This window comes from Chitinophaga sedimenti (assembly GCF_023156195.1).
Taxonomy (GTDB): Bacteria; Bacteroidota; Bacteroidia; order Chitinophagales; family Chitinophagaceae; genus Chitinophaga; species Chitinophaga sedimenti.
In genome coordinates, this window is sequence record NZ_JAKUKA010000001.1 from 4,878,214 (window position 1) to 4,896,458 (window position 18,245).

Genomic DNA, 18,245 nt, shown 5'->3' on the forward strand with positions numbered 1-18,245 from the left:
CAACAAAGATGAGCGCAAAAGTTTTATTGGTAGAAGATGAATGGCAACTGGGCCAGATTGTACGCGACAGCCTCGAAACCCGCGGTTACGACATGCTCTTTGCCACCAACGGCAAAGAAGCACGGCAGTTATACCAGCAGCATAAACCGGACATCATCGTGCTGGACATCATGATGCCCGAAATGGACGGCTTCACGCTCACCACCGACATCCGCAAACAGGACAAATTCACGCCGATCATTTTCCTCACCGCCAAATCACAAACCGCCGATGTGGTAAAAGGTTTTGAACTCGGCGGCAACGACTACCTGAAAAAGCCATTTAGCATGGACGAACTCATTGTCCGCATGAAATCCCTGCTGTCGCGGTTTGGCAACGCCGAAGCCAGCAGCACACCTGCCGATGATACGATTACGGTAGGGCAGTATGTGTTTAATTACGCCCGTCAAACGCTCACGCGCAACGGACAAACAGAATTCCTCTCACACCGCGAGGCCGAAATCCTGCGCCGGCTCTGCCAGCATCGCAACCAGGTGATGGAACGTAAAACTACTTTGCTCGATTTGTGGGGAGACGATAACTTTTTAACGCCCGCAGCATGGACGTGTTCATCACCAAACTGCGGCGCTACCTCAAGGAGGATTCGCGTATCCAGATCGTGAACATCCGCGGGGTCGGCTATAAATTGATTTATTAAACGCGTTTGTTTTGTACTCAGCCAGGGGCCTTCCGGAAACTCCGGGGGCCTTTATTTTTGCGGCACTTTCTCCATTAATTCTTTCATTTTGAAGACGTAAGGCCCGAACCCGCGGGTGGCTGTATCCCTCGGACTGCGCGTTATTTTCAGCTTGTACAGGTTTCCTTTTTCGAAAGAAAAGCCGGTAATTGTGTCCGATAAATTTTCCCAGGGCGCCTGCGGGGCAACCGGCCGGTCGCCATATTGCACCTCGTAACAGATGGATTTGCCGAAGCCGGGCCCAACCTCACATTCACTTTGATTTTTATCCAAACGACAAGGTCCTTCGGCACCGGCGCCGGCTTTTCTCTGGCAACGAGCAACATTTGTTCACTACCGTAGGCATTACCGGTATAAACCAGCGTGTCCCGCTGCCAAAGGAGCGTCATCGTATCCTTTACCGGGTCGCCGCTGCCTACTTTCACAAGACTAACCATCAGCCGGTTGCTGTCCAGCGATTGCAGGCTGCCTATCTGGATAAGTTCCGGTGTAAAATTCTGGTAGTCTGTAACGAGGCGTGCTTCGCCGGATTTGGTGAGGGTAAGCCGGACGATGGCGCCCGACGCCGGGCTATCTTCATAAAACCCATGCGGCAGCGTATCTGTCTGCAGGACAATACTATCGGCAGCAGTTTCGCCCGGACGTGGCGGATTTTCGCAGGCGGCCAGCAATACGGCGGGCAATAACGGGACAGGATGCGGTTGCGCATAAAATTGGCGGTTTAATCCACAACAAGTTAAGAAAGTATCCGTTTAAAAAACCGCCGTGTTAACTTGTGGAATTGTGCGATGCGAGCATCCTTTACCTATACATCCCTGCTATGTCTTTCCAACCCGTGTTTGGTTTTCTTTTTTGTTTGATGTTTTCGCTGGCAGCCTGCAAGCCGGACAGCCGCGACAAGCCAGGTGCCCTTCCAAAAACGGAAGCGGCCGAACGGAAGCCACTGCGTAAAATCAACCGCGTTCGTTTGAACGAAAAAGCTGCCGCGCTTAAGGCCTACGCAAAAAATAATGATTATAATACCCACTACGCCCTGCTGATCGACTTCAGCCTGTTTTCCGGCGCCAAACGCCTGGTATTATACGATCTGCAAAAAGAAAAGATCGTCAGCACCGGACTGGTGGCACACGGCCAGGGCAGTAATTACCTTACGGAAGATGTACCGTTTTCCAATGTGGAGGGGAGCCTGTGTTCGTCCAAAGGCCGTTACAAGATTGGCGCGAAGTATTACGGTCGTTTTGGCTGGGCGTATAAACTGCACGGACTAAACCCCACAAACAACAATGCTTATAACCGTTTCGTGGTGTTGCATTCGCATGCCTGCGTACCTAATTATGAAAATGAAACAGGCATTTGCCGCAGTGATGGCTGTCCGACTTTAAATCCGGCGTACTTTGAGGAAATACAAAGGGTATTGGATAAAGAAAAACGGCCAGTGTTACTGGAAATCTATAAATAATAAAGACTATTTGGCTTCATAAATGGTCTTCAGTAATGTAGACGCGTAAATGCTGGATGGGGCAATCATCTTTTCCGTGAGTGGAATATTATTACCATAGCGCTGCTCCATCGTTCGTTTTACAATCTCACTACTAAGATCGTAGCTGCGGAGAGGCTTAGGCTCGCCCAGCTCCAGGCCAGTGCCTTCCTTATATATCTTCCACACCAGTTCAGAGCAGTAAATGCGGTCGTCGGACCATTCGAAGTAACTATCGTAGTGTTTGCCTTTGTATTTGCGCCCGGCCATGGCCATTTTATTGATCATTGCGGATGTAAGCACAGTCGTGTCTTTAAGGCGCTTTACCACAAAGTGTTGGGGCGAGCGGGCGGCCCAATCTTCCAACGGAGTATAAGTTACCGGCTCAATGGCTTCGTACACATAAAGCTTCCCGTCCTGTTTAAACACCATGCCGCAATGCGTCCATACCGAATGTGTAGCCTGGCGGATCGCCTCACACTGTGGTGAAATGTTGCTTTGGAACACCACATCGCCCTCGCGGATGTCTTTGAATGGAATTTTAGACTGGCAACTGGCGGTTACCGCACAAAACAGGATCAAAGCGTGGGAAAACAAGCATTTCATCATGGGAGGGTGCCGCCAATTGTTAATGGCGCTATTTCAAATATCGTTATTAACAATTAAAAAAGAAATAGTAAGCCGTATTGACTACCCTTAGGGCATAGATTGCATTATCGTAATGGTTAAAATACTATTCGAGTTATAACAAATTATAATTTGTCGTTATAATTTTCAAATTTTGATTAATCATCACATTATACCATATCATCATTAACAAAAACCTTTAACAATTTCGAAAATGCTTTACTACAAAGGCTTATCAGCCATTAACAAAATTCAGCTAAATAGCCTATCGCTCATGTCGATAGCGCTTGAATATGAAGCCATTAACATCCCACTTAACGCTAATTTTACATTGTTAATGGCAATTTAACGAAATGCAGCTCTACCTTTGTGACGTCAATGAAACATAGGATGGGACTGTAAATCTTAGTCTACGATCCTCTACCTGAGACTTCACATATTTTTTCCATCTCCAGTGAAACCTGCCTTTTAAACGCTACGGCTTAAATCATTTACAAATGAAATTATTTTTCAATGGCTTATTGCCAATAGGGATTGCTATGTCTTTGCTTTTTGCTTCCTGCGCAAAAGAAGCAACAACAGAAATTATCCCCGCTGACGAAGTGGCGGCAAAAGACACCGTTTTCACCATGAAAAATAATATCAATAAAGTGGTGCTGGTCGAACTGGTGAACGAGGTCCGCGCAAACGGCTGCAACTGTGGTGGAGTGGAAATGACACCGGTTGGCCCCGTTACCTGGAATCTGAAGCTGGAACAGGCAGCCTACCTACATGCGCAGGAGATGAGCGACAGCGCTTACTTCAGCCACACTGGCCGCAACGGTTCCAATGCCGGGCAGCGCATCACGAACGTCGGGTATAGGTGGGCTGCTTACGGTGAAAACCTGGCCCTGGGCGTAATGAACGAACAACAAGTAATGGCCGGCTGGTTAAACAGCCCCACCCACTGCCGGGTTTAATGAACGCCCGTTATAAAGAAATGGGAGCTGCGCTTACAGGCAACTTTTGGGCACAGGAATTCGCCGAACCGAAATAAGCATAAACAAAGGGCTATTCACAACGCCAACGCAGAGATATCTCCAATTCGTTTAATACATACCCTCGATTAACCAAGGCGGGGCTCCCCACGACAGTGGCGCTGTAGCGGCCTCCTTCCGGACCGGATGATCAGTATTAACAAGTGCTTGCCAAAGCGTTATAACGATTTTTCCATATCCCGGTAGTGCAGACTGATCAGTGAATAAGGAGGCTGCTCCAGCGCCATGAAGGAGCCTCGCTAATTTTTATAATCCCTTGAACGTGCTTGGATTACGGGCGCGCAATTCTTCGTTAACATCTCTTTAGCAATCCTACGGCTTGACTTTTCAATTCCCGCAATTACCTTTACATCATCAAACAGTAACCTTGGTTCGATTTTAACCCTTTTTCCTCTGAAATCCTCTCTTATAGTTTTACTGATCCTGCTAGGAAAAACCCAGTACCTAAATCGCATACACATTAACTGGGAATATGAAAAAGAATTTTATCTGGAATATCGTTGCCCTGATCGCAGTAGTAACTGTATTTACAAGCTGTGCAAAGGAATTTGAATTAACACCAATCTCTCAACCGGGAACGGGCGGAGCCGGACAGGAACCCACCGTGACCATCATCGAAAATAAAATCAATAAAGATAGCCTGCTGTTGCTGGTAAACGAGGTTCGTAGCAAAGGCTGCAACTGTGGTGGTACGCAAATGCCCGCTGTAGGCCGTGTAACCTGGAACGATCTGCTTGAATTTGCCGCAGTATCGCACGCCAAAGACATGAGCGACAACAACTACTTCGATCATAAAGGCAAAAACGGCTCTACCCCGGGTGCACGCCGGATGCCGCCGGCTACCGCTGGAATGCATACGTGGAAAATATCGCGAAAGGCCCTAAGAATGCGGCAGAGGCAATTGCCGGCTGGACTAAAAGCCCCGAGCATTGCAAAAACATGATGAATGCGCAGATGAAAGAGATGGGAGTAGGAAGATATAACGAGTACTGGGCGCAGGAGTTAGGCGCCATTAGCCCCAAATGATCAGGGCGGCGGCATTTTTTTTCGCCACATCCTCCAGGAAACGTAAATAAATGCCGCCAAGCTGATGACAAACCAGGTATAAAATAACCCCATCCGCAACGGCGTAGATTCCTCGGGCACCCCAAAACCGAGGTACAATCCAAAGAATACGTTAATCATCATCAACAATAAGAAGAGAAAGATCGTACGCATAATATTGATGAAGAAGAAGAGTAATCGCACTTCCGGCGGCATCTCTTCTTCTTCATTTTTTAGCGGTTCGTCCTGCTGCTGCGTCATATTATATTAAGGTAAGCACATTTTGATTAATGCCGCACTGTCGCCCCTGAAAACATTGAAGTCTACGTGGCTGCGGATACCATTTACCCGACCGATGTCGCTGTGCTGCCAGAATACCCAGCGGCGGTTAATACGCGGGCGTTCCTTCTGGTAATAATGCGCCACCCATAAGGGGTAATCGTCAAACTCTTTGCCCGGTATTTTTCGTAGAAGTTTACGTTGGTATATATAATAGGCTTCACGCCGTAAACTTTTTCCATTTCCTCCAACCAGATCTTTGCCGTGCTCCGGATCACAGCGGGCGGCTGGTTATTATGCACTTCGATGTCCAGCACCGGCGGCAGGTCGCCGCTCTCCAGCTGCACCACATTCCGGAAGTTGATCGCCTGCTTCAGCGGATCGCGGGTGGCGTAGAAAAAGTGGTACGCCCCGCGGATGATGCCCGCCTGGCGGGCATTATCCCAGTTCCGTTTAAACGATGCATCTTTACGGGTAATTCCTTCGGTGGCTTTTATAAAAGCAAAAGTGATGCGGATGTTATCTACTTCCATCTGCTTTACGGCCATCCAGTTAATCTCCTTTTGGAACTTAGAGATGTCGATCCCGTGAATTTCGTAGTTTACCGGCATATCGATGCCGAACTCCTCGTACCGCACAAACGCTGTTTCCTGCTGACGCGTCAGCCACCACCAGATGCCTGCCGCCAGCAACGCCATCAGCATCAGCAAAAAGAAAAAGTTAGATGCGGTCCGTTTTTTCTACTCACAATTGTATGGGTATAAGTGTAAATCGAAGGCAAGTATAAAGCAATATTTTCTGAAGATGTGCACAATACCGGTCAGGTTGTCTTATTTTTACCAGACAAAGGATTGAGCCATGCCCGATTTTAACCTGAATGATGCCCTTAACTTCATGTCGAAGTTTACCGTGCGCCGCGCCTGGAACGCAGGTAAGGTGCTCGGCAGTTTTTATGTGAGTAAGATGCTCAAAAAGCCTGTTCAATGGGGACTACCCATCTCTATTTCCTTTGAACCGACCACTTCGTGCAACCTTCGTTGCCCGGAATGCCCCAGTGGCTTGCGCGCGTTTACCCGTCCTACCGGCATGCTGGAAAAAGATTTTTTCAGGAAAACGATCGACGAACTGTATAAGGAACTCATGTATCTCATCTTCTATTTCCAGGGGGAACCGTATTTAAATACCTCGTTCCTGGAAATGGTGCAATATGCTTCTTCAAAAGGAATTTACACCGCGACCTCTACCAACGCCCACTACCTGACGGACGCTGCAGCTAAGAAAACGGTGGAAAGTGGCTTGGACCGCCTCATTATTTCGATCGACGGCACCACCCAGGACGTTTACACCCAGTACCGCGTAGGTGGCAACCTGGAAAAAGTGATCCAGGGTGCTAAAAACATCGTCAAGTGGAAAAAGGAACTGAACTCGAAAAAGCCATTCGTATTTTTCCAGTTTCTGGTGGTAAAGCCAAACGAACATCAGATCGAAGACATTAAGAAACTTGCCAAGGAAATAGGAGTGGACGAAGTTCGCTTCAAAACCGCACAGGTATATGATTACGAAGAAGGTAACCGCCTGATCCCAACCATCGACAAATACTCCCGCTATCATAAAAAAGAAGACGGTACCTACCAGATCAAAAACAAACTGGGTAACGAATGCTGGCGCCTGTGGCACTCGCCCGTAATTACCTGGGACGGGCTCGTGGTTCCCTGCTGCTTCGACAAGGACGCGCAACACCGCCTGGGCGATCTCAAGAAGGATTCTTTCAGAACTTTGTGGCAGGATGACAAATATGTGAACTTCCGTACACAGATCATGAAGGGGAGGAAGAATATTGACATCTGCGCGAATTGCAGTGAAGGAACGAAGGTCTGGGGATAAAAATTACACGAAACGTGGCCGCAAACAACGGCCGTTTTTTTGCGCCTGAAAAACAAAAATCCCGCTGCCTTAAACAGCGGGATCAATAAGTTATACGACAATACTGGCCGCAACCCGCAGCCGTTTCAATTCCCGGGTAATCCGCTAGGCCTCGCCGGCTTCACGGTCTGCCCGTTTCTTCTTCCTGCGATGCGTATATTTGTTAAACAGCTTGATGCCAAATCGCACTGCCACAAACTCCAGCGCCGTCATCGCTACATTCTTCAGTACATTTTTGGAGCCGGTGCTTGACCAGGCCAGCTTCGCGATGTTACCCACCGCGCCAAAAACGCCGGACTTCTGCAGCCCGGGTACCAGCGAATTCATCGCCATGGATTTATAATTGTCCTTGAAATAGTCTACCCGATATTCCAGCTCGCCTTCCAGCATGCGCTTGCGGTTCTCCAGGCGGGCTATTTCCAGTTCCAGGGATGCAAAGTCAGTTACTTTTCTTTTGGGCATGTGTAAATGTTTGTCAGGACCGGCTGTTTTTAAATGTGTTCGTGATAGTCGTCGTCATCGCCTTCACGTTCTTCTTTCCGTCTTGCTTTTTCTTCTTTCTTTGTCTCTATCTCTTCTACCAGTTCTTTTACCAACAGGTTGGACAACGGACGTTGAATCAAACTTTGCGGAAAGCAAGGATCAGGATGAGCAAAAGAATAAACATGCCCGCTGCGCAGCCAAAGCCGGTAGCGAAGCTATTGGTCATCTCGCCGATCCAAAAGCCCATGACCATGCCTAAAAACACGATCGCCAGAAAGAACAGCAGGAAAGCCATCACCAGGGAAAAAAACAATCCCAATGCTCTACTTAACTTTCCTGCTGCCTGTAGCTTAATAAGATCAAGGCGGGTTTCCACATATTCCCGGGCAACCTTTCCTGTTTCCGAAAAGTAATTGCTGAAATTATCTTCCATGCAAATTAATTTTAGGTGCAATTGATAAATAAACTAAGCCGGATTAAGCGAGTTCGTTTTCAATTGCATCTTCGTATTGTTCCTTTTTCTTACGGAATTTCTCTTTCAGCCTGTCAGCCTGTGATTTCAGTTTATCTACCAGTTCGTCTTTCTTATCAGAATTCAGAAAATAACCAACGGCCACACCTACTGCTGCGCCAACGATGAAAGTAACAACGGCTTTTGAACTTTCTGCCATGATTAGATGGTTTTAAAGTGAATGAATAAGTTTGGGTTTCATACGGGCATATGGGAGTGCCCGGTCGTATTGAAAGGGATACAAACATTATTCCAGAATTGTTTACCAAAATAACGGTTTTTATGCCTTTCCATCCAAAGCCGTGTTTGGCATATTTTTTAATCAAAAGAGTATTCATCCCTATAATTTAAGTAGGTTTGATTAACACCATACCACTATGAGCACAATTGACAACGAACGACTTAAACAGGTTGCCTTCCTCATTATAATTATTCTGTTGGGCGCATTGCTGTTTTCAGAACTGTACACGTTTTTCCCCGGTTTCCTCGGCGCGGTCACGTTCTACATTCTGGGAAGGAATTACATGTTCCGCCTGGTAGAAGTGCGTAACTGGCCCAAACCGCTGGCCGCTGCGCTGATCATGGTGCTGTCGTTCCTCATCATTTTGCTCCCCGTAGGTACGCTCATTAATATGGTGACGGATAAGATCAAATACGCGGTTAAGCATTCCGATGAATTGATGGCGCAAACGCAGGGCGTTATCCAGAAGATAGAAGAGGCCACCGGGTTTAAGATCATTAGTCCCGAACGCCTGCAAAAAGCGCAGGAATACCTTACCGGCATCTTGCCTGGCTTCGTTGGCACCGCTTTTAATACCCTTACCATCATTGCCATCTTATATTTCATTCTCTATTTCATGCTGATCAATGCACGCAGGATGGAGGAGTCGCTGTATGAATACATTCCGCTCAAAGATGAAAATGTGGTAAAACTGGGGAAAGAAGTTCGCAACATGGTGATTTCCAATGCCGTAGGCATCCCATTGATCGCGGTATTGCAAGGGTTAACGGCCCTGCTGGGATATTATATTTTTGGCGTGCCTTCTCCATGGTTCTGGTTTGTAATCACCTGCTTCATGGCTATGGTGCCGGTAATAGGCGCTGCTGCTGCTTTTATTCCCATCAGCCTGTTTATGTTCACCGTAGAAACCTGGCGCGGTGTAGGGCTGTTGCTCTACGGTCTCATCATCATCGGCTCTTCGGACAATGTGTTCCGCCTTGTAGTAAATAAAAAGATCGGCGACGTGCACCCGATGATTACCATCTTTGGTGTGCTGGTGGGTGTAAGCCTGTTCGGCTTCATCGGTCTTATCTTCGGGCCGCTGCTCATTTCACTGTTCATTCTCCTGCTGGAAATTTACTCCAACGAATATTTTACAAAAAAGCGGGAAGTGAAAATCGTGCGTTCCGGCCCCAATCAAAAGAACAAAATGTTGAAAACCAAAGAGAAAGACAAAGAGGAAGAGTAATTATTTATAGTACCCGTTATCTAAAATATATTGTTGCACATTATCCGGCACCAGGTATTTAATGGACTTACCATCCTTCACGTACTGCCGGATACTCGTGCTCGAAATATCGAGCATTGGCGCGTCGAGGATTTTTACGCCGAACATGGGTTCTATGTCGTGCCCGGGACGGCGGTACACATAAATAGGATAGTTCTGCACAATGTGCATGTAGTTCTTCCAACGCGAAATATTCTGAAAACTATCACTCCCCATGATCACCGCAAACTCCTGCGTGGGAAACTTTTCGGAAATATATGTGAGCGTGTCCACCGTGTACGACGGACGCGGTAACGAAAACTCTATGTTGCTTGCCCGCAGCCTCGCTTCTCCTTCCACGGCCATCTCTACCAGGTGAAAACGGTGATGCTCGTTTAAAAGCGACGACGAGGATTTAAGCGGGTTATGCGGCGACACCACAAGCCAAACTTTGTCCAGGTCGGTATTGTACGCCACATGGTTCGCTATGATCAAATGACCGGTATGTATCGGATTGAACGAGCCGAAATATAAGCCTATCTTCATGCTATACGTTTGTGCTAGTCTCCGGCAAGTTAGTGATTTACTGATAAAATTAGTCCACCGGCTTAAATTGCTCGAAAAGCTGGCCACAGCTTTTGCAATAATGTTGTGCCCTGCAAAGCGTGCTGCCAAAAGGCGAGCGCAGGTAGGTATCGGTGCCGCCGCAATGTGGACAAGGCGTGTGCAGCATTAGTTCCACATAGCCGTTCCCGTTAGCGGGCTGCGGCGCGGCAAGGCCAAAGTTTTTCAGTTTCTCCGGGCTTCCGCACTCAGGCGGTTGCTGTTCCAGGTTTCGGTTTTGTTTACCGCCACGTTTACCGGCCGGCCCAGCTCCTTTTCCAACGTATTCTTAATACTGTCTTTAATGAAGTGTATGGCGGGACAGGCCGCGAACGTGGGGATCATTTCTATCAATACCTGCTCGTCCGGGCTGACGGCCACTTTTGTGATCATGCCCAGTTCCAGCACGCTCAGGACGGGAATTTCCGGGTCCATCACCTGCTGCAATGCTTTATATATTCGTTCTTCCGTGATCATTTTATGAAACCAACTTCGGTTGCTACTGTCAGCCGCCGTTGTCACTCACTTCAGCGGCTGATACTTTATTCACCATCTTCTCTACCTCTTCACCATGCTTTCACCATGCTCTCACCATGCTTTACCTATGCTTTAAGCACTTTGGTTAAAATACTACCAGTTTGCCGCCGGGTCCAGCCGGAATACGGCGCCCATTTCATCGAGCAGGGGGCCCAGGTGCTCCGTATGAAACCCATGTCGACCTCCATTTACCGGTTCTGCGGGTACCGGCATGTTCAGTGCGCACTTCACCAATAATGGATAAATCCGCTCCAGCCAGGCAGCCTGCATTTTTTCTTCCCCGGGGTAAATACCAGCCTCCATCAGCTCCGTATCGAAGCTGCTCTGCTCAAACATGCCCAGGGCCAACGGCAAGCATTCATCCAGCGCGGCCTGCATCCTTCCATAACTATCTTCACCCGCGCGGGAAAGCTGGGTAAGCCAGGCATTCGCGTGCAGGGTATGGTATTTTATTTCTCCCTTTAGCTTTTTGGCAAAAGGCCGTAAGGATTCAAGGCTGCTTTGCGCCATGTACTCGTACCGCAACGCATCGGCGTGGTCAAACAGGAAGTGGCGCATCAAACTAAAATCATAAGCGCGGTTTGGCAGCTCCACCAGATGGCAGCATCGAAAATCCTTCTCTTCTCTTAAAAAAGCATACTTGTCCGGATCCGGTGTGCCGTACTGCTCATGTAATATGGAGTATAACCCCAGCGCGTGGCCAATTTTATCCTGCGCCATCGACGAAAAGGCGATATCCTCTTCCATGATCGGACCCAGACCAGTCCATTCGGAATTGCGGTGACCGAGAATAAGAGCATCGTCGGCCATTTTAGTGAGCAGGTATGTAATGGCTGCTTGCATAATTTTATTTTTCACCGCGCTGTTGCGCTTTGTACTTGTTAATTTTCTCCATCACCTTAAACCCGCTGGCATCGCGGTAGGTTTTGTCTGCATTGTTGGCGAACATATCTTCGTCTTCCACCTCAAATGCCGGGATATCTGCACTGCGTACCACCCAGATGTTCACACATTTCTTGCGCCTTCCAAATTGTTCTTTGGCAAAAACCAGTGCCAGCTGAGGGCTTGGGGCGTGTACACAACCCACGTGTTCGTGGTGGGCGCCGCGTTTTTCCTGGTGAAATACTTCGTAGATATTCCAGTTTTCGCCGTCGTTAACGATAACCGGGGCTGCCGCGTCGGAGAGGTGCAGCCGGTTTACCCGTGGATCCAGTGAGTCGTTGTTCATCATGTGGAATTTGTTGGTTAGCTACGCCACCGGCAACATGTCGGCCGCCGTATGGCTCATGAGCGCCGTTCGTACCCAGCGCCCGCTTTCTTCGGCCCACTTGCGCACTTTCATGCGCTCGGCGTTACAGGGACCTTCGCCATTAATTACTTTAAAAAACAGGTTCCAGTCGGGGTCGGTGTACTGCCAGCGGCCGGCTTCGTTCTTTTGCAGCGCAGCATCGGGCAGCGTCATGCCCAACTCCCATATTTTAGGGACGTAAGCATCCGGGAACTGGTTGCGCATATCGTCGTTGCTAGCCATTTTCACCTTCCACTGCATCAGTTTTTCACCGTGTACCGAGGTTTTATCCGGCGGGCCAAAAAAGTGCATGATCGGCTGCCACCAACGGTTCAGCGCTTCCTGCAGCATTTGCCGCTGCATATTGGTCCCTGTGGCCAGTTCAATAAATGCATCGTGCCCCTGTTTCAGGTGAAAACTTTCTTCATAACAAATACGGTCAAGCGCGCGGCAGTAGGGGCCATACGACCCTTTCGCGTTCGCTACCTGGTTTACGATAGCGGCGGCATCGATCAAAAACCCGATAACGGTTACATCCGCCCAGGTTTCGGCCGGGTAGTTAAATACATTAGAGTATTTTGATTTGCCACTGAGCAGGTCGTTGATCATGGCTTCGCGGCGTTTGCCTAACGTTTCCGCTGCGTTGTACAGCAATTGTCCATGCCCAACTTCGTCCTGCACCTTCGCGATGAGCGCGAGTTTGCGTTTAAAGCCGGGGGCCCGGGTAATCCAGGTGCCTTCCGGCAGTGCGCCCATTACTTCAGAATGGGCATGTTGTTCTATGAGCCTGATGAGTTGCCTGCGATAATCGACCGGCATCCAGTCGCCCGGTTCTATTTTAGCGCCGGATGCAATACGCGCTTCAAATTCTGGAGCTTTTCGGGATCGTCGTGCAGCTGTTCATCTTTGAGCTGCCGTTTATTGGGCTCGTCGAAAATATATCCTCCGCCGTACATAGGGAGATTGTTTTGGTTACACTCAATTTACAGCTTTTTGAGCGGATGCGCGTAAGCCCGGCGTCTATTTTCCAAACAGGATGTTAAAACCATGACCGGCATACGGCCGGGGAGGAGGAAGGCGTTATATTAATCGAGCACGCCCCTTGTTTTTGTTTATGAGCAAATTTCTACTCTTTTTTATGTTGATGGGATATACCGCCATGGCACAAAAGCCACGGGCACTAAAGGTCGTGTTCGAGTACGACGCCCGCCCTAACCAGGCCGATACGGTTTTCCACGATATCAACACCCAGATCACCACCGCCGACTTTACCGGTCGGCCGTCACGCAGCGGGCCCAGCGAAGCGGTCAGTTTCACCAGTTTTTCCTACGAAGGCGGCAGCCGGCAAACCCCGGATTCGCTGATCGTTACGCTTTATTTACAAGTGTTTATGGTGAAAGGTTCCTCCCGGATTCGCGGATCGCTGTCGCTCTCGCACACCCCGGAACATGAGCAGCTGCATTTCGACATTACCCGGCTGGTGGGCGAGCGCTTCCGCCAAAAGGTGCTTAGCATGCCGCTTACTATCGATGATTACGACGGCCGCATCCAGTACGAATACCGGAATCTTTCCGCGAAATGAACCGCCTGCAAAAGGAGTTCGATGCCGAAACCGGCAGCGGGCAGCAAAGCGCTGCGCAATCCAGCTGGAAAATAAAGATCCGCCGCCAGCTGGCGGAACTGGGGGTTCAGCCAGCCAATTAATCGCAGAAAAAATCGTTATCTTTCTACATATGAAGAAACAACTTATCCTTTCTTTGATCGCTGCGCCCGTGTTGCTGTTTTCTTCCTGCAAAAAAAAGGACGATACAAGTGGTGCCGATAATACCTATGTAAACAACTGGATTTACGAAAGCATGAATTACTGGTACTATTGGAATACCAACATGCCGCAAAATCCGAACAGATCAACGGACCCGGAAACGTTTTTCTACAGCCTGCTCAAAAAGCCCGACGATCGCTTTTCCTGGATCGAAAGTGATTATCAGCAGCTGTTAGGCGAGTTATCCGGTGTTAGCAAGGAGGCGGGGTACGACTTTTCGCTGTTCCTCTATGGCGGTAACAAACTGGGCGGACAAATCTTGTATGTAAAAAGGGCTCTCCTGCCGAAGCTGCCGGCCTCAAACGCGGTGATTATTTCTTTAAAGTCAACAACAGCACGTTTACTTACACTTCGCAGGCAGTCGCTAACGCAATGGTGGCCCTGTTGTCCAAAGATCACTCGCTGAGCATTGGCACATACAACTCTACCAGCCGCGATTTCGACCTGACCAAAACGATACCGCTCACCGTGGTGGCTTTCGCAGAAAACCCGCTGTACCTCGATACGGTCTATACCCTCAACGGTCATACAACCGGCTATCTCGTGTACAACTTCTTCGCACCTGGCCCAACGGATAATTCTACCGCGTACGACGATGCTGTTGATGCCGCGTTCGGGCGTTTCAAAGCCAAAGGCGTTACAGATCTTGTTTTGGACCTGCGTTACAATCCCGGCGGAAACGAAATTTCCACCATTAACCTGGCCAGCCTGATTGTAAAAGGAGCAACTACCAACGACGAATTTTTCCATCGCGAATACAACAGTAAGGTATTGGAAGCCATCAAAAAGATGGGGAAGAGGCATTATTAAGTCGCAAGTTTATCAGTAAAACAGCAAACATTGGAGCCGGACTGCAAAAATTTGTTGTTATTACATCCGACCATACTGCCAGTGCCAGCGAACTGATTATTAACGGGCTGCGCCCGTATATGCCGGTGATCATCATTGGCGATACCACGTACGGTAAAAACGTTGGCTCCACCACGTTGTACCGCGAGGGCGACCGCCGTAACAAGTGGGGCCTGCAGCCGATCATTACCAAGGCGTTCAACAAGAACAACCAATCGGATTACACTACGGGGTTTGCGCCGGACTTAGTCTTAAAAGAAGATATCGACCTGAAACCTTTCGGCGACATTACTGATCCGCTGCTGGCCGCTGCGCTCAATAAAATCAACGGACGGGTCGTGCTGCCGAAAATGGCGCCGCCGCGTTTCAATGCCACACCGGTTTCCAGCTCGCTGGACCATAAAGCATTCTCTTACCAGCTGATACAGCCGCGCGAAACATTGCCGTCCGTCTTCAGAAAATAGCTTACTTGCATGCCATAATAAAAAAGAGCGGTCCTGTAAAAAGGCCGCTCTTTTTGCTTATCAGCGTACGTATTAGTTTTTGTCTGCCGCCAGCACCACGTCCAGCACTGCCTTTGCTGCATTATAAAACGCAGGCTGAATCTTCGAAAACTCATCGCCTGGCTTATGGTAATCCGGGTGATCTTCTACCCCGAAATATAAAAAGGGAATACCTTTTAGCTTAAACTCATAATGGTCGCTCTGGTTCGTCCAGTCGTTATGACCTTCATCCGGCTTATCGTGCCCCAACTTCAGGTTGATTGCGCTTTGCACCGCGGTTACATACTTCTTCAGTTGTGGATAATGATACCCGCCGCTTACATACAGCTCGCTGTTGTCATTACGCCCAATCATATCCATATTGATGTTGAGCACAATTCGTTTAACCGGCACCGGTGGTTTCATCAAAAATGCTTTGGCGCCCTGCAGTCCCATTTCCTCCCCGTCAAACGCGGCAAAGATCAACGTATGCTGGGGAGGATTCTTTTTAAAGTAACCGATCATGCCCAGCAAAGCCGACACGCCGGAGGCATTATCGTCCGCGCCGTTGTAAATACTGTCGGTACCATTTGCACGGCCAATACCAACATGGTCGTAGTGCGCGGAAATCACAATCACGGAATCACTTTTACCGGGAATATAACCGTACAGGTTAGTGCCCATAATGCGTTTGTCTTTGGCGGAAAAATAAAACGGCTGCTCGTACGTATTGCTGAACGGCGTCAATCCCAGTTGCTTAAACCGGTCGAGCAAATACAACTGCGCCAGGCGATTGCCTTTCGTACCCGTTTTACGGCCTTCGAACTTGTCGTCCGACAAGGTTTTAATATCCTTTATCAATTGCACGGAATCAATTTGCGCGGACACGCGCAGCGTAGCGCAGCAGGCCAGCAGCAGGAGGAGTGTTTTCATACAAAAGGGCGTTTGCATATTATTAAATATACAAACGCCCCGGTATATAGCGAAAAAGATTAAGCGAATATCTGGTATACGGCCCAACTGCAAACGTAAGCCAGCAGCGTCATGTATACAAATTGCACCAGCGGATAGGTCCAGCTTTTGGTTTCTCGTTTCACCACGGCCATGGTACTCATACATTGCATGGCGAACGCGTAGAAGATCATTAATGAAAGTCCGGTCGCGAAAGTGTACACCGGGGAACCGTCTTTCCAGGTTGCCTGCGCCATTTTTTCGCGCAGTGGCGCGTTGTTGCTGTCATCATCTTCATCCACACTATAAATAATGGCCATAGTACCTACAAATACTTCGCGCGCGGCGAACGAAGAAATCAATGCAATACCGATCTTCCAGTCAAAACCAAGTGGCCTAACCACCGGCTCTATCGCGTGGCCAAGAATACCTGCGTAGGAATTTGCCAGCTTTTCAGATGCCATACCATGTTCCAGTTCCTGTATTTGTGCGGTATCGGTAGTTTGTTCTAGCTGCGCACTGTAACGGCTTTCAATCTCGTTCATCCGTTTGCTGGGGCCATAAGAAGCCGGGAACCAGAGTACGATGGAAATCACCATGATTACTTTACCGGCATCGGTTACAAAGATTTTTGCTTTTTCTACCATGGTTACGCCAACGTTTTTCCAGCGGGGGCGCGGTAAACGGGCAGCTCCATGATAAAATAGCTTTTCTCCTTTATTTTGATGAAGAATTTCATGAGGGCGGCAATGAATATCGCCATAAAGAACCCAAGCAGGTATAACACCATCATCGCCAGACCCTGCAGACTGAGGAAGCCGAGTACTTTCGTATCCGGTATCACCAGGGCGATCATCATGGAGTAAATGGGCAGTCGCGCCGAGCAGCTCATGAGCGGCGTTACCATAATGGTGATCAGCCGCTCTTTTCGGTTTTCAATATTACGGGCGGCCATGATCGCAGGCACGGCACAGGCCACACCGCTGATCAGCGGCATTACCGATTTACCGTTCAGCCCTACCTGGCGCATGAGGCGATCGGTCAAAAAGCTGATACGCGCCATGTAGCCAGTATCTTCCAGTAAAGTGATTAACCCAAACAGGATCATGATCTGCGGTACAAACACGATAATACCGCCCAAACCGGCAACGATGCCGTTGATGAGCAGGTCGGTGAATGTATTTTCGGGCAACACGCCGGACAGCCATCCCTGGAAACCCGCCATAGACGTGTCGATGAGGTCTTGTGGGTAAGAGGCCAGCCAGAAAATACTCTGGAACAGGAGGAACATCACCACGAGCAGAATCGCATAACCCCAGAAACGGTGCAACAGGATGTTATCGATCTTATCCGTTTGCATCTTTGTTTCCAAGGGGTCTTTTTCCACCACCGTCACATTCATGATATGCTTGATGCGGGCGTAACGCTGCATGATTTCCTCGGCCTGCACCTTGGTTTTATTAAACTTGTGCTGTTGCAGGTTGTTGCTGATGCGGCTTTTCTGCGTATCATCCAGGAAAGGTAATTCGCTGACATTCACGGCAATATGCAACGCCGCATAATCGCTCACGTTTTCAAACTCGCGCTGCACCGCATCCAGTACTTCCGGCGCAAGGGCTTTATTATCAATGAAATCGCGCGAAGGCACCCCGAACTTCTGTTGTGCGATCAGTTCAATATTCTTTTTTAACTCTGGAATGCCTTTATTTTTCTTGGGTTGATGGCGACCACCGGCACACCAAGTTCTCTTTCCAATCCCATCAGGTCTATTTCCACACCTTTCTTGCGGGCAATGTCCATCATGGTAAGACCAATAATCACAGGCTTTTTCAGATCGATGATCTGGGAACAGAAGAGAAGGTTGCGTTTCAGGTTAGATGCATCTGCAATAATGAGGATGATGTCTGGCGCATCTTCGCTTTTCATGTCGATGAGCACGTCGTAGGTCACAAACTCATCGGCACTTTTGGGATACAAACTGTAAGTACCGGGCAGGTCAATAATGTTGCCGGTCAACTGTTCCGATATTTTAGCGGTACCGGTTTTCTTATCCACGGTAACACCGGGGAAGTTGCTGACTTTCTGGTTTAATCCTGTGAGTGCGTTAAA

30 protein-coding genes and 2 pseudogenes are annotated in these 18,245 nt (G+C 48.7%); 13 read left to right on the top strand and 19 right to left on the bottom strand.

Features of this window, described 5'->3' with window-relative positions:
- Positions 1-8: 8 nt before the first annotated feature.
- Together MKQ70_RS27930 and MKQ70_RS27935 are read left to right on the top strand one after the other, a co-directional pair.
- Positions 9-287: pseudogene (locus tag MKQ70_RS27930) on the top strand (response regulator transcription factor); the annotation flags it as partial.
- 311 nt (positions 288-598) lie between these two features.
- The gene (locus tag MKQ70_RS27935) at positions 599-697 is read left to right on the top strand and encodes a helix-turn-helix domain-containing protein (protein WP_248076505.1); all 99 of its coding nucleotides are present in this window, start codon (positions 599-601) and stop codon (positions 695-697) included.
- Positions 698-748: 51 nt separating this feature from the next.
- On the opposite strand, the gene MKQ70_RS42820 is transcribed toward MKQ70_RS27935, so the two are convergent.
- Positions 749-946: a DUF4377 domain-containing protein gene (locus tag MKQ70_RS42820; protein ID WP_372490152.1), complete on the bottom strand. Its 198-nt coding sequence runs from the start codon at positions 944-946 to the stop codon at positions 749-751.
- A 610-nt stretch (positions 947-1,556) separates the two neighbouring features.
- On the opposite strand from MKQ70_RS42820, the gene MKQ70_RS27945 reads away from it, so the two are divergent.
- The gene (locus tag MKQ70_RS27945; protein WP_248076522.1) at positions 1,557-2,195 is read left to right on the top strand and encodes a murein L,D-transpeptidase catalytic domain-containing protein; all 639 of its coding nucleotides are present in this window, start codon (positions 1,557-1,559) and stop codon (positions 2,193-2,195) included.
- A 6-nt stretch (positions 2,196-2,201) separates the two neighbouring features.
- On the opposite strand, the gene MKQ70_RS27950 is transcribed toward MKQ70_RS27945, so the two are convergent.
- A complete protein-coding gene (locus tag MKQ70_RS27950; RefSeq protein ID WP_248076525.1) occupies positions 2,202-2,822 on the bottom strand; it encodes a YiiX family permuted papain-like enzyme in 621 nt (206 codons plus the stop codon).
- 515 nt (positions 2,823-3,337) lie between these two features.
- Between MKQ70_RS27950 and MKQ70_RS27955 the strand changes: the two genes are divergently transcribed.
- From MKQ70_RS27955 to MKQ70_RS42825, 3 genes are all read left to right on the top strand, one after another.
- On the top strand, positions 3,338-3,799 hold the full coding sequence (locus MKQ70_RS27955; protein WP_248076528.1) for a CAP domain-containing protein: 462 nt from the start codon (positions 3,338-3,340) through the stop codon (positions 3,797-3,799).
- A 550-nt stretch (positions 3,800-4,349) separates the two neighbouring features.
- Complete coding sequence (locus MKQ70_RS27960; RefSeq protein WP_248076531.1) at positions 4,350-4,820, top strand: CAP domain-containing protein; 471 nt, start codon at positions 4,350-4,352, stop codon at positions 4,818-4,820.
- Positions 4,745-4,903, top strand: a complete 159-nt coding sequence (locus MKQ70_RS42825) for a CAP domain-containing protein (protein ID WP_372490153.1) — start codon at positions 4,745-4,747, stop codon at positions 4,901-4,903. The genes MKQ70_RS27960 and MKQ70_RS42825 overlap by 76 nt, the downstream gene beginning before the upstream one ends.
- On the opposite strand, the gene MKQ70_RS27965 is transcribed toward MKQ70_RS42825, so the two are convergent.
- Positions 4,904-5,182 (bottom strand): hypothetical protein, encoded by a 279-nt coding sequence (locus MKQ70_RS27965; protein ID WP_248076534.1) that lies wholly within the window; start codon positions 5,180-5,182, stop codon positions 4,904-4,906.
- A gap of 6 nt (positions 5,183-5,188) precedes the next feature.
- Positions 5,189-5,904: pseudogene (locus MKQ70_RS41565) on the bottom strand (glycoside hydrolase family 25 protein).
- Positions 5,905-6,058: 154 nt separating this feature from the next.
- Here MKQ70_RS41565 and MKQ70_RS27980 point away from each other — a divergent pair.
- Complete coding sequence (locus MKQ70_RS27980; protein ID WP_248076537.1) at positions 6,059-7,084, top strand: SPASM domain-containing protein; 1,026 nt, start codon at positions 6,059-6,061, stop codon at positions 7,082-7,084.
- A gap of 144 nt (positions 7,085-7,228) precedes the next feature.
- Here MKQ70_RS27980 and MKQ70_RS27985 read toward each other — a convergent pair whose 3' ends face one another.
- The 4 genes from MKQ70_RS27985 to MKQ70_RS27995 are packed head-to-tail and all read right to left on the bottom strand — an operon-like array spanning position 7,229 to position 8,277.
- Complete coding sequence (locus MKQ70_RS27985; RefSeq protein WP_248076540.1) at positions 7,229-7,585, bottom strand: hypothetical protein; 357 nt, start codon at positions 7,583-7,585, stop codon at positions 7,229-7,231.
- A gap of 29 nt (positions 7,586-7,614) precedes the next feature.
- The gene (locus MKQ70_RS39780) at positions 7,615-7,746 is read right to left on the bottom strand and encodes a hypothetical protein (protein ID WP_282456823.1); all 132 of its coding nucleotides are present in this window, start codon (positions 7,744-7,746) and stop codon (positions 7,615-7,617) included.
- Positions 7,743-8,039, bottom strand: coding sequence for a hypothetical protein (locus MKQ70_RS27990; protein WP_248076543.1), 297 nt, complete (start codon positions 8,037-8,039; stop codon positions 7,743-7,745). The genes MKQ70_RS39780 and MKQ70_RS27990 overlap by 4 nt, the downstream gene beginning before the upstream one ends.
- 43 nt (positions 8,040-8,082) lie before the next feature.
- Positions 8,083-8,277 (bottom strand): YtxH domain-containing protein, encoded by a 195-nt coding sequence (locus MKQ70_RS27995; RefSeq protein WP_248076546.1) that lies wholly within the window; start codon positions 8,275-8,277, stop codon positions 8,083-8,085.
- Positions 8,278-8,494: 217 nt separating this feature from the next.
- Here MKQ70_RS27995 and MKQ70_RS28000 point away from each other — a divergent pair, with 217 nt between their 5' ends.
- Entirely contained in the window at positions 8,495-9,586 is a 1,092-nt protein-coding gene (locus MKQ70_RS28000) for an AI-2E family transporter (protein ID WP_248076562.1), read from the top strand.
- On the opposite strand, the gene nadD is transcribed toward MKQ70_RS28000, so the two are convergent.
- The 7 genes from nadD to MKQ70_RS39785 form a co-directional block, all read right to left on the bottom strand.
- Positions 9,587-10,150: a nicotinate (nicotinamide) nucleotide adenylyltransferase gene (gene nadD / locus MKQ70_RS28005; RefSeq protein WP_248076565.1), complete on the bottom strand. Its 564-nt coding sequence runs from the start codon at positions 10,148-10,150 to the stop codon at positions 9,587-9,589.
- Positions 10,151-10,199: 49 nt separating this feature from the next.
- Entirely contained in the window at positions 10,200-10,337 is a 138-nt protein-coding gene (locus MKQ70_RS43415) for a PaaD-like zinc ribbon domain-containing protein (protein WP_443657964.1), read from the bottom strand.
- 56 nt (positions 10,338-10,393) lie between these two features.
- Positions 10,394-10,684, bottom strand: coding sequence for a metal-sulfur cluster assembly factor (locus MKQ70_RS28010; protein ID WP_248076614.1), 291 nt, complete (start codon positions 10,682-10,684; stop codon positions 10,394-10,396).
- Positions 10,685-10,837: 153 nt separating this feature from the next.
- Complete coding sequence (paaC, locus tag MKQ70_RS28015) at positions 10,838-11,587, bottom strand: 1,2-phenylacetyl-CoA epoxidase subunit PaaC (protein ID WP_248076617.1); 750 nt, start codon at positions 11,585-11,587, stop codon at positions 10,838-10,840.
- 4 nt (positions 11,588-11,591) lie between these two features.
- Positions 11,592-11,975 carry a hypothetical protein gene (locus MKQ70_RS28020; RefSeq protein WP_248076632.1) on the bottom strand — a complete coding sequence of 128 codons (384 nt, stop codon included), beginning with the start codon at positions 11,973-11,975 and terminating at the stop codon, positions 11,592-11,594.
- A gap of 18 nt (positions 11,976-11,993) precedes the next feature.
- Positions 11,994-12,851 (bottom strand): 1,2-phenylacetyl-CoA epoxidase subunit PaaA, encoded by an 858-nt coding sequence (paaA, locus tag MKQ70_RS28025; RefSeq protein WP_308199212.1) that lies wholly within the window; start codon positions 12,849-12,851, stop codon positions 11,994-11,996.
- A 14-nt stretch (positions 12,852-12,865) separates the two neighbouring features.
- The gene (locus MKQ70_RS39785; RefSeq protein WP_282456827.1) at positions 12,866-12,988 is read right to left on the bottom strand and encodes a hypothetical protein; all 123 of its coding nucleotides are present in this window, start codon (positions 12,986-12,988) and stop codon (positions 12,866-12,868) included.
- Positions 12,989-13,170: 182 nt separating this feature from the next.
- Here MKQ70_RS39785 and MKQ70_RS28030 point away from each other — a divergent pair, with 182 nt between their 5' ends.
- The 5 genes from MKQ70_RS28030 to MKQ70_RS39800 are packed head-to-tail and all read left to right on the top strand — an operon-like array spanning position 13,171 to position 15,167.
- Positions 13,171-13,614 (top strand): hypothetical protein, encoded by a 444-nt coding sequence (locus MKQ70_RS28030; RefSeq protein WP_248076635.1) that lies wholly within the window; start codon positions 13,171-13,173, stop codon positions 13,612-13,614.
- Positions 13,611-13,736 (top strand): hypothetical protein, encoded by a 126-nt coding sequence (locus MKQ70_RS39790; protein WP_282456829.1) that lies wholly within the window; start codon positions 13,611-13,613, stop codon positions 13,734-13,736. The genes MKQ70_RS28030 and MKQ70_RS39790 overlap by 4 nt, the downstream gene beginning before the upstream one ends.
- A 29-nt stretch (positions 13,737-13,765) precedes the next feature.
- A complete protein-coding gene (locus tag MKQ70_RS28035; RefSeq protein ID WP_248076638.1) occupies positions 13,766-14,260 on the top strand; it encodes a hypothetical protein in 495 nt (164 codons plus the stop codon).
- Entirely contained in the window at positions 14,227-14,664 is a 438-nt protein-coding gene (locus tag MKQ70_RS39795) for a S41 family peptidase (RefSeq protein WP_282456831.1), read from the top strand. The genes MKQ70_RS28035 and MKQ70_RS39795 overlap by 34 nt, the downstream gene beginning before the upstream one ends.
- A 41-nt stretch (positions 14,665-14,705) precedes the next feature.
- The gene (locus MKQ70_RS39800) at positions 14,706-15,167 is read left to right on the top strand and encodes a S41 family peptidase (RefSeq protein ID WP_282457663.1); all 462 of its coding nucleotides are present in this window, start codon (positions 14,706-14,708) and stop codon (positions 15,165-15,167) included.
- A gap of 72 nt (positions 15,168-15,239) precedes the next feature.
- Here the strand turns inward: MKQ70_RS39800 and MKQ70_RS28045 are convergent, their stop codons facing one another.
- The 4 genes from MKQ70_RS28045 to MKQ70_RS28060 are packed head-to-tail and all read right to left on the bottom strand — an operon-like array spanning position 15,240 to position 18,191.
- Positions 15,240-16,118 (bottom strand): M28 family peptidase, encoded by an 879-nt coding sequence (locus MKQ70_RS28045; RefSeq protein ID WP_248076641.1) that lies wholly within the window; start codon positions 16,116-16,118, stop codon positions 15,240-15,242.
- 59 nt (positions 16,119-16,177) lie between these two features.
- Complete coding sequence (locus MKQ70_RS28050) at positions 16,178-16,783, bottom strand: nucleoside recognition domain-containing protein (RefSeq protein WP_248076644.1); 606 nt, start codon at positions 16,781-16,783, stop codon at positions 16,178-16,180.
- Between the two features lie 2 nt (positions 16,784-16,785).
- Complete coding sequence (locus MKQ70_RS41570; protein ID WP_248076660.1) at positions 16,786-17,784, bottom strand: nucleoside recognition domain-containing protein; 999 nt, start codon at positions 17,782-17,784, stop codon at positions 16,786-16,788.
- A gap of 38 nt (positions 17,785-17,822) precedes the next feature.
- Positions 17,823-18,191, bottom strand: coding sequence for a FeoB small GTPase domain-containing protein (locus tag MKQ70_RS28060; RefSeq protein ID WP_248076662.1), 369 nt, complete (start codon positions 18,189-18,191; stop codon positions 17,823-17,825).
- Positions 18,192-18,245: the final 54 nt, after the last annotated feature.

What these genes read in the sequence shown, in the direction of transcription:
- paaC (WP_248076617.1), bottom strand. Translation starts at nt 11,587, where the DNA reads ATGCAAGCAGCCATTACATACCTGCTCACTAAAATGGCCGACGATGCT.
- paaA (WP_308199212.1), bottom strand. Translation starts at nt 12,851, where the DNA reads ATGCCGGTCGATTATCGCAGGCAACTCATCAGGCTCATAGAACAACAT.
- MKQ70_RS28010 (WP_248076614.1), bottom strand. Translation starts at nt 10,684, where the DNA reads ATGATCACGGAAGAACGAATATATAAAGCATTGCAGCAGGTGATGGAC.
- MKQ70_RS27985 (WP_248076540.1), bottom strand. Translation starts at nt 7,585, where the DNA reads ATGCCCAAAAGAAAAGTAACTGACTTTGCATCCCTGGAACTGGAAATA.
- MKQ70_RS27935 (WP_248076505.1), top strand. Translation starts at nt 599, where the DNA reads ATGGACGTGTTCATCACCAAACTGCGGCGCTACCTCAAGGAGGATTCG.
- MKQ70_RS27980 (WP_248076537.1), top strand. Translation starts at nt 6,059, where the DNA reads ATGCCCGATTTTAACCTGAATGATGCCCTTAACTTCATGTCGAAGTTT.
- MKQ70_RS28000 (WP_248076562.1), top strand. Translation starts at nt 8,495, where the DNA reads ATGAGCACAATTGACAACGAACGACTTAAACAGGTTGCCTTCCTCATT.
- MKQ70_RS28035 (WP_248076638.1), top strand. Translation starts at nt 13,766, where the DNA reads ATGAAGAAACAACTTATCCTTTCTTTGATCGCTGCGCCCGTGTTGCTG.
- MKQ70_RS39790 (WP_282456829.1), top strand. Translation starts at nt 13,611, where the DNA reads ATGAACCGCCTGCAAAAGGAGTTCGATGCCGAAACCGGCAGCGGGCAG.
- MKQ70_RS27995 (WP_248076546.1), bottom strand. Translation starts at nt 8,277, where the DNA reads ATGGCAGAAAGTTCAAAAGCCGTTGTTACTTTCATCGTTGGCGCAGCA.
- MKQ70_RS28030 (WP_248076635.1), top strand. Translation starts at nt 13,171, where the DNA reads ATGTTGATGGGATATACCGCCATGGCACAAAAGCCACGGGCACTAAAG.
- MKQ70_RS27945 (WP_248076522.1), top strand. Translation starts at nt 1,557, where the DNA reads ATGTCTTTCCAACCCGTGTTTGGTTTTCTTTTTTGTTTGATGTTTTCG.
- MKQ70_RS28050 (WP_248076644.1), bottom strand. Translation starts at nt 16,783, where the DNA reads ATGGTAGAAAAAGCAAAAATCTTTGTAACCGATGCCGGTAAAGTAATC.
- MKQ70_RS28045 (WP_248076641.1), bottom strand. Translation starts at nt 16,118, where the DNA reads ATGAAAACACTCCTCCTGCTGCTGGCCTGCTGCGCTACGCTGCGCGTG.
- MKQ70_RS43415 (WP_443657964.1), bottom strand. Translation starts at nt 10,337, where the DNA reads ATGCTGCACACGCCTTGTCCACATTGCGGCGGCACCGATACCTACCTG.
- nadD (WP_248076565.1), bottom strand. Translation starts at nt 10,150, where the DNA reads ATGAAGATAGGCTTATATTTCGGCTCGTTCAATCCGATACATACCGGT.
- MKQ70_RS27950 (WP_248076525.1), bottom strand. Translation starts at nt 2,822, where the DNA reads ATGATGAAATGCTTGTTTTCCCACGCTTTGATCCTGTTTTGTGCGGTA.
- MKQ70_RS39795 (WP_282456831.1), top strand. Translation starts at nt 14,227, where the DNA reads ATGGTGGCCCTGTTGTCCAAAGATCACTCGCTGAGCATTGGCACATAC.
- MKQ70_RS27990 (WP_248076543.1), bottom strand. Translation starts at nt 8,039, where the DNA reads ATGGAAGATAATTTCAGCAATTACTTTTCGGAAACAGGAAAGGTTGCC.
- MKQ70_RS28020 (WP_248076632.1), bottom strand. Translation starts at nt 11,975, where the DNA reads ATGATGAACAACGACTCACTGGATCCACGGGTAAACCGGCTGCACCTC.
- MKQ70_RS27960 (WP_248076531.1), top strand. Translation starts at nt 4,350, where the DNA reads ATGAAAAAGAATTTTATCTGGAATATCGTTGCCCTGATCGCAGTAGTA.
- MKQ70_RS39785 (WP_282456827.1), bottom strand. Translation starts at nt 12,988, where the DNA reads ATGTACGGCGGAGGATATATTTTCGACGAGCCCAATAAACGGCAGCTC.
- MKQ70_RS27955 (WP_248076528.1), top strand. Translation starts at nt 3,338, where the DNA reads ATGAAATTATTTTTCAATGGCTTATTGCCAATAGGGATTGCTATGTCT.
- MKQ70_RS27965 (WP_248076534.1), bottom strand. Translation starts at nt 5,182, where the DNA reads ATGACGCAGCAGCAGGACGAACCGCTAAAAAATGAAGAAGAAGAGATG.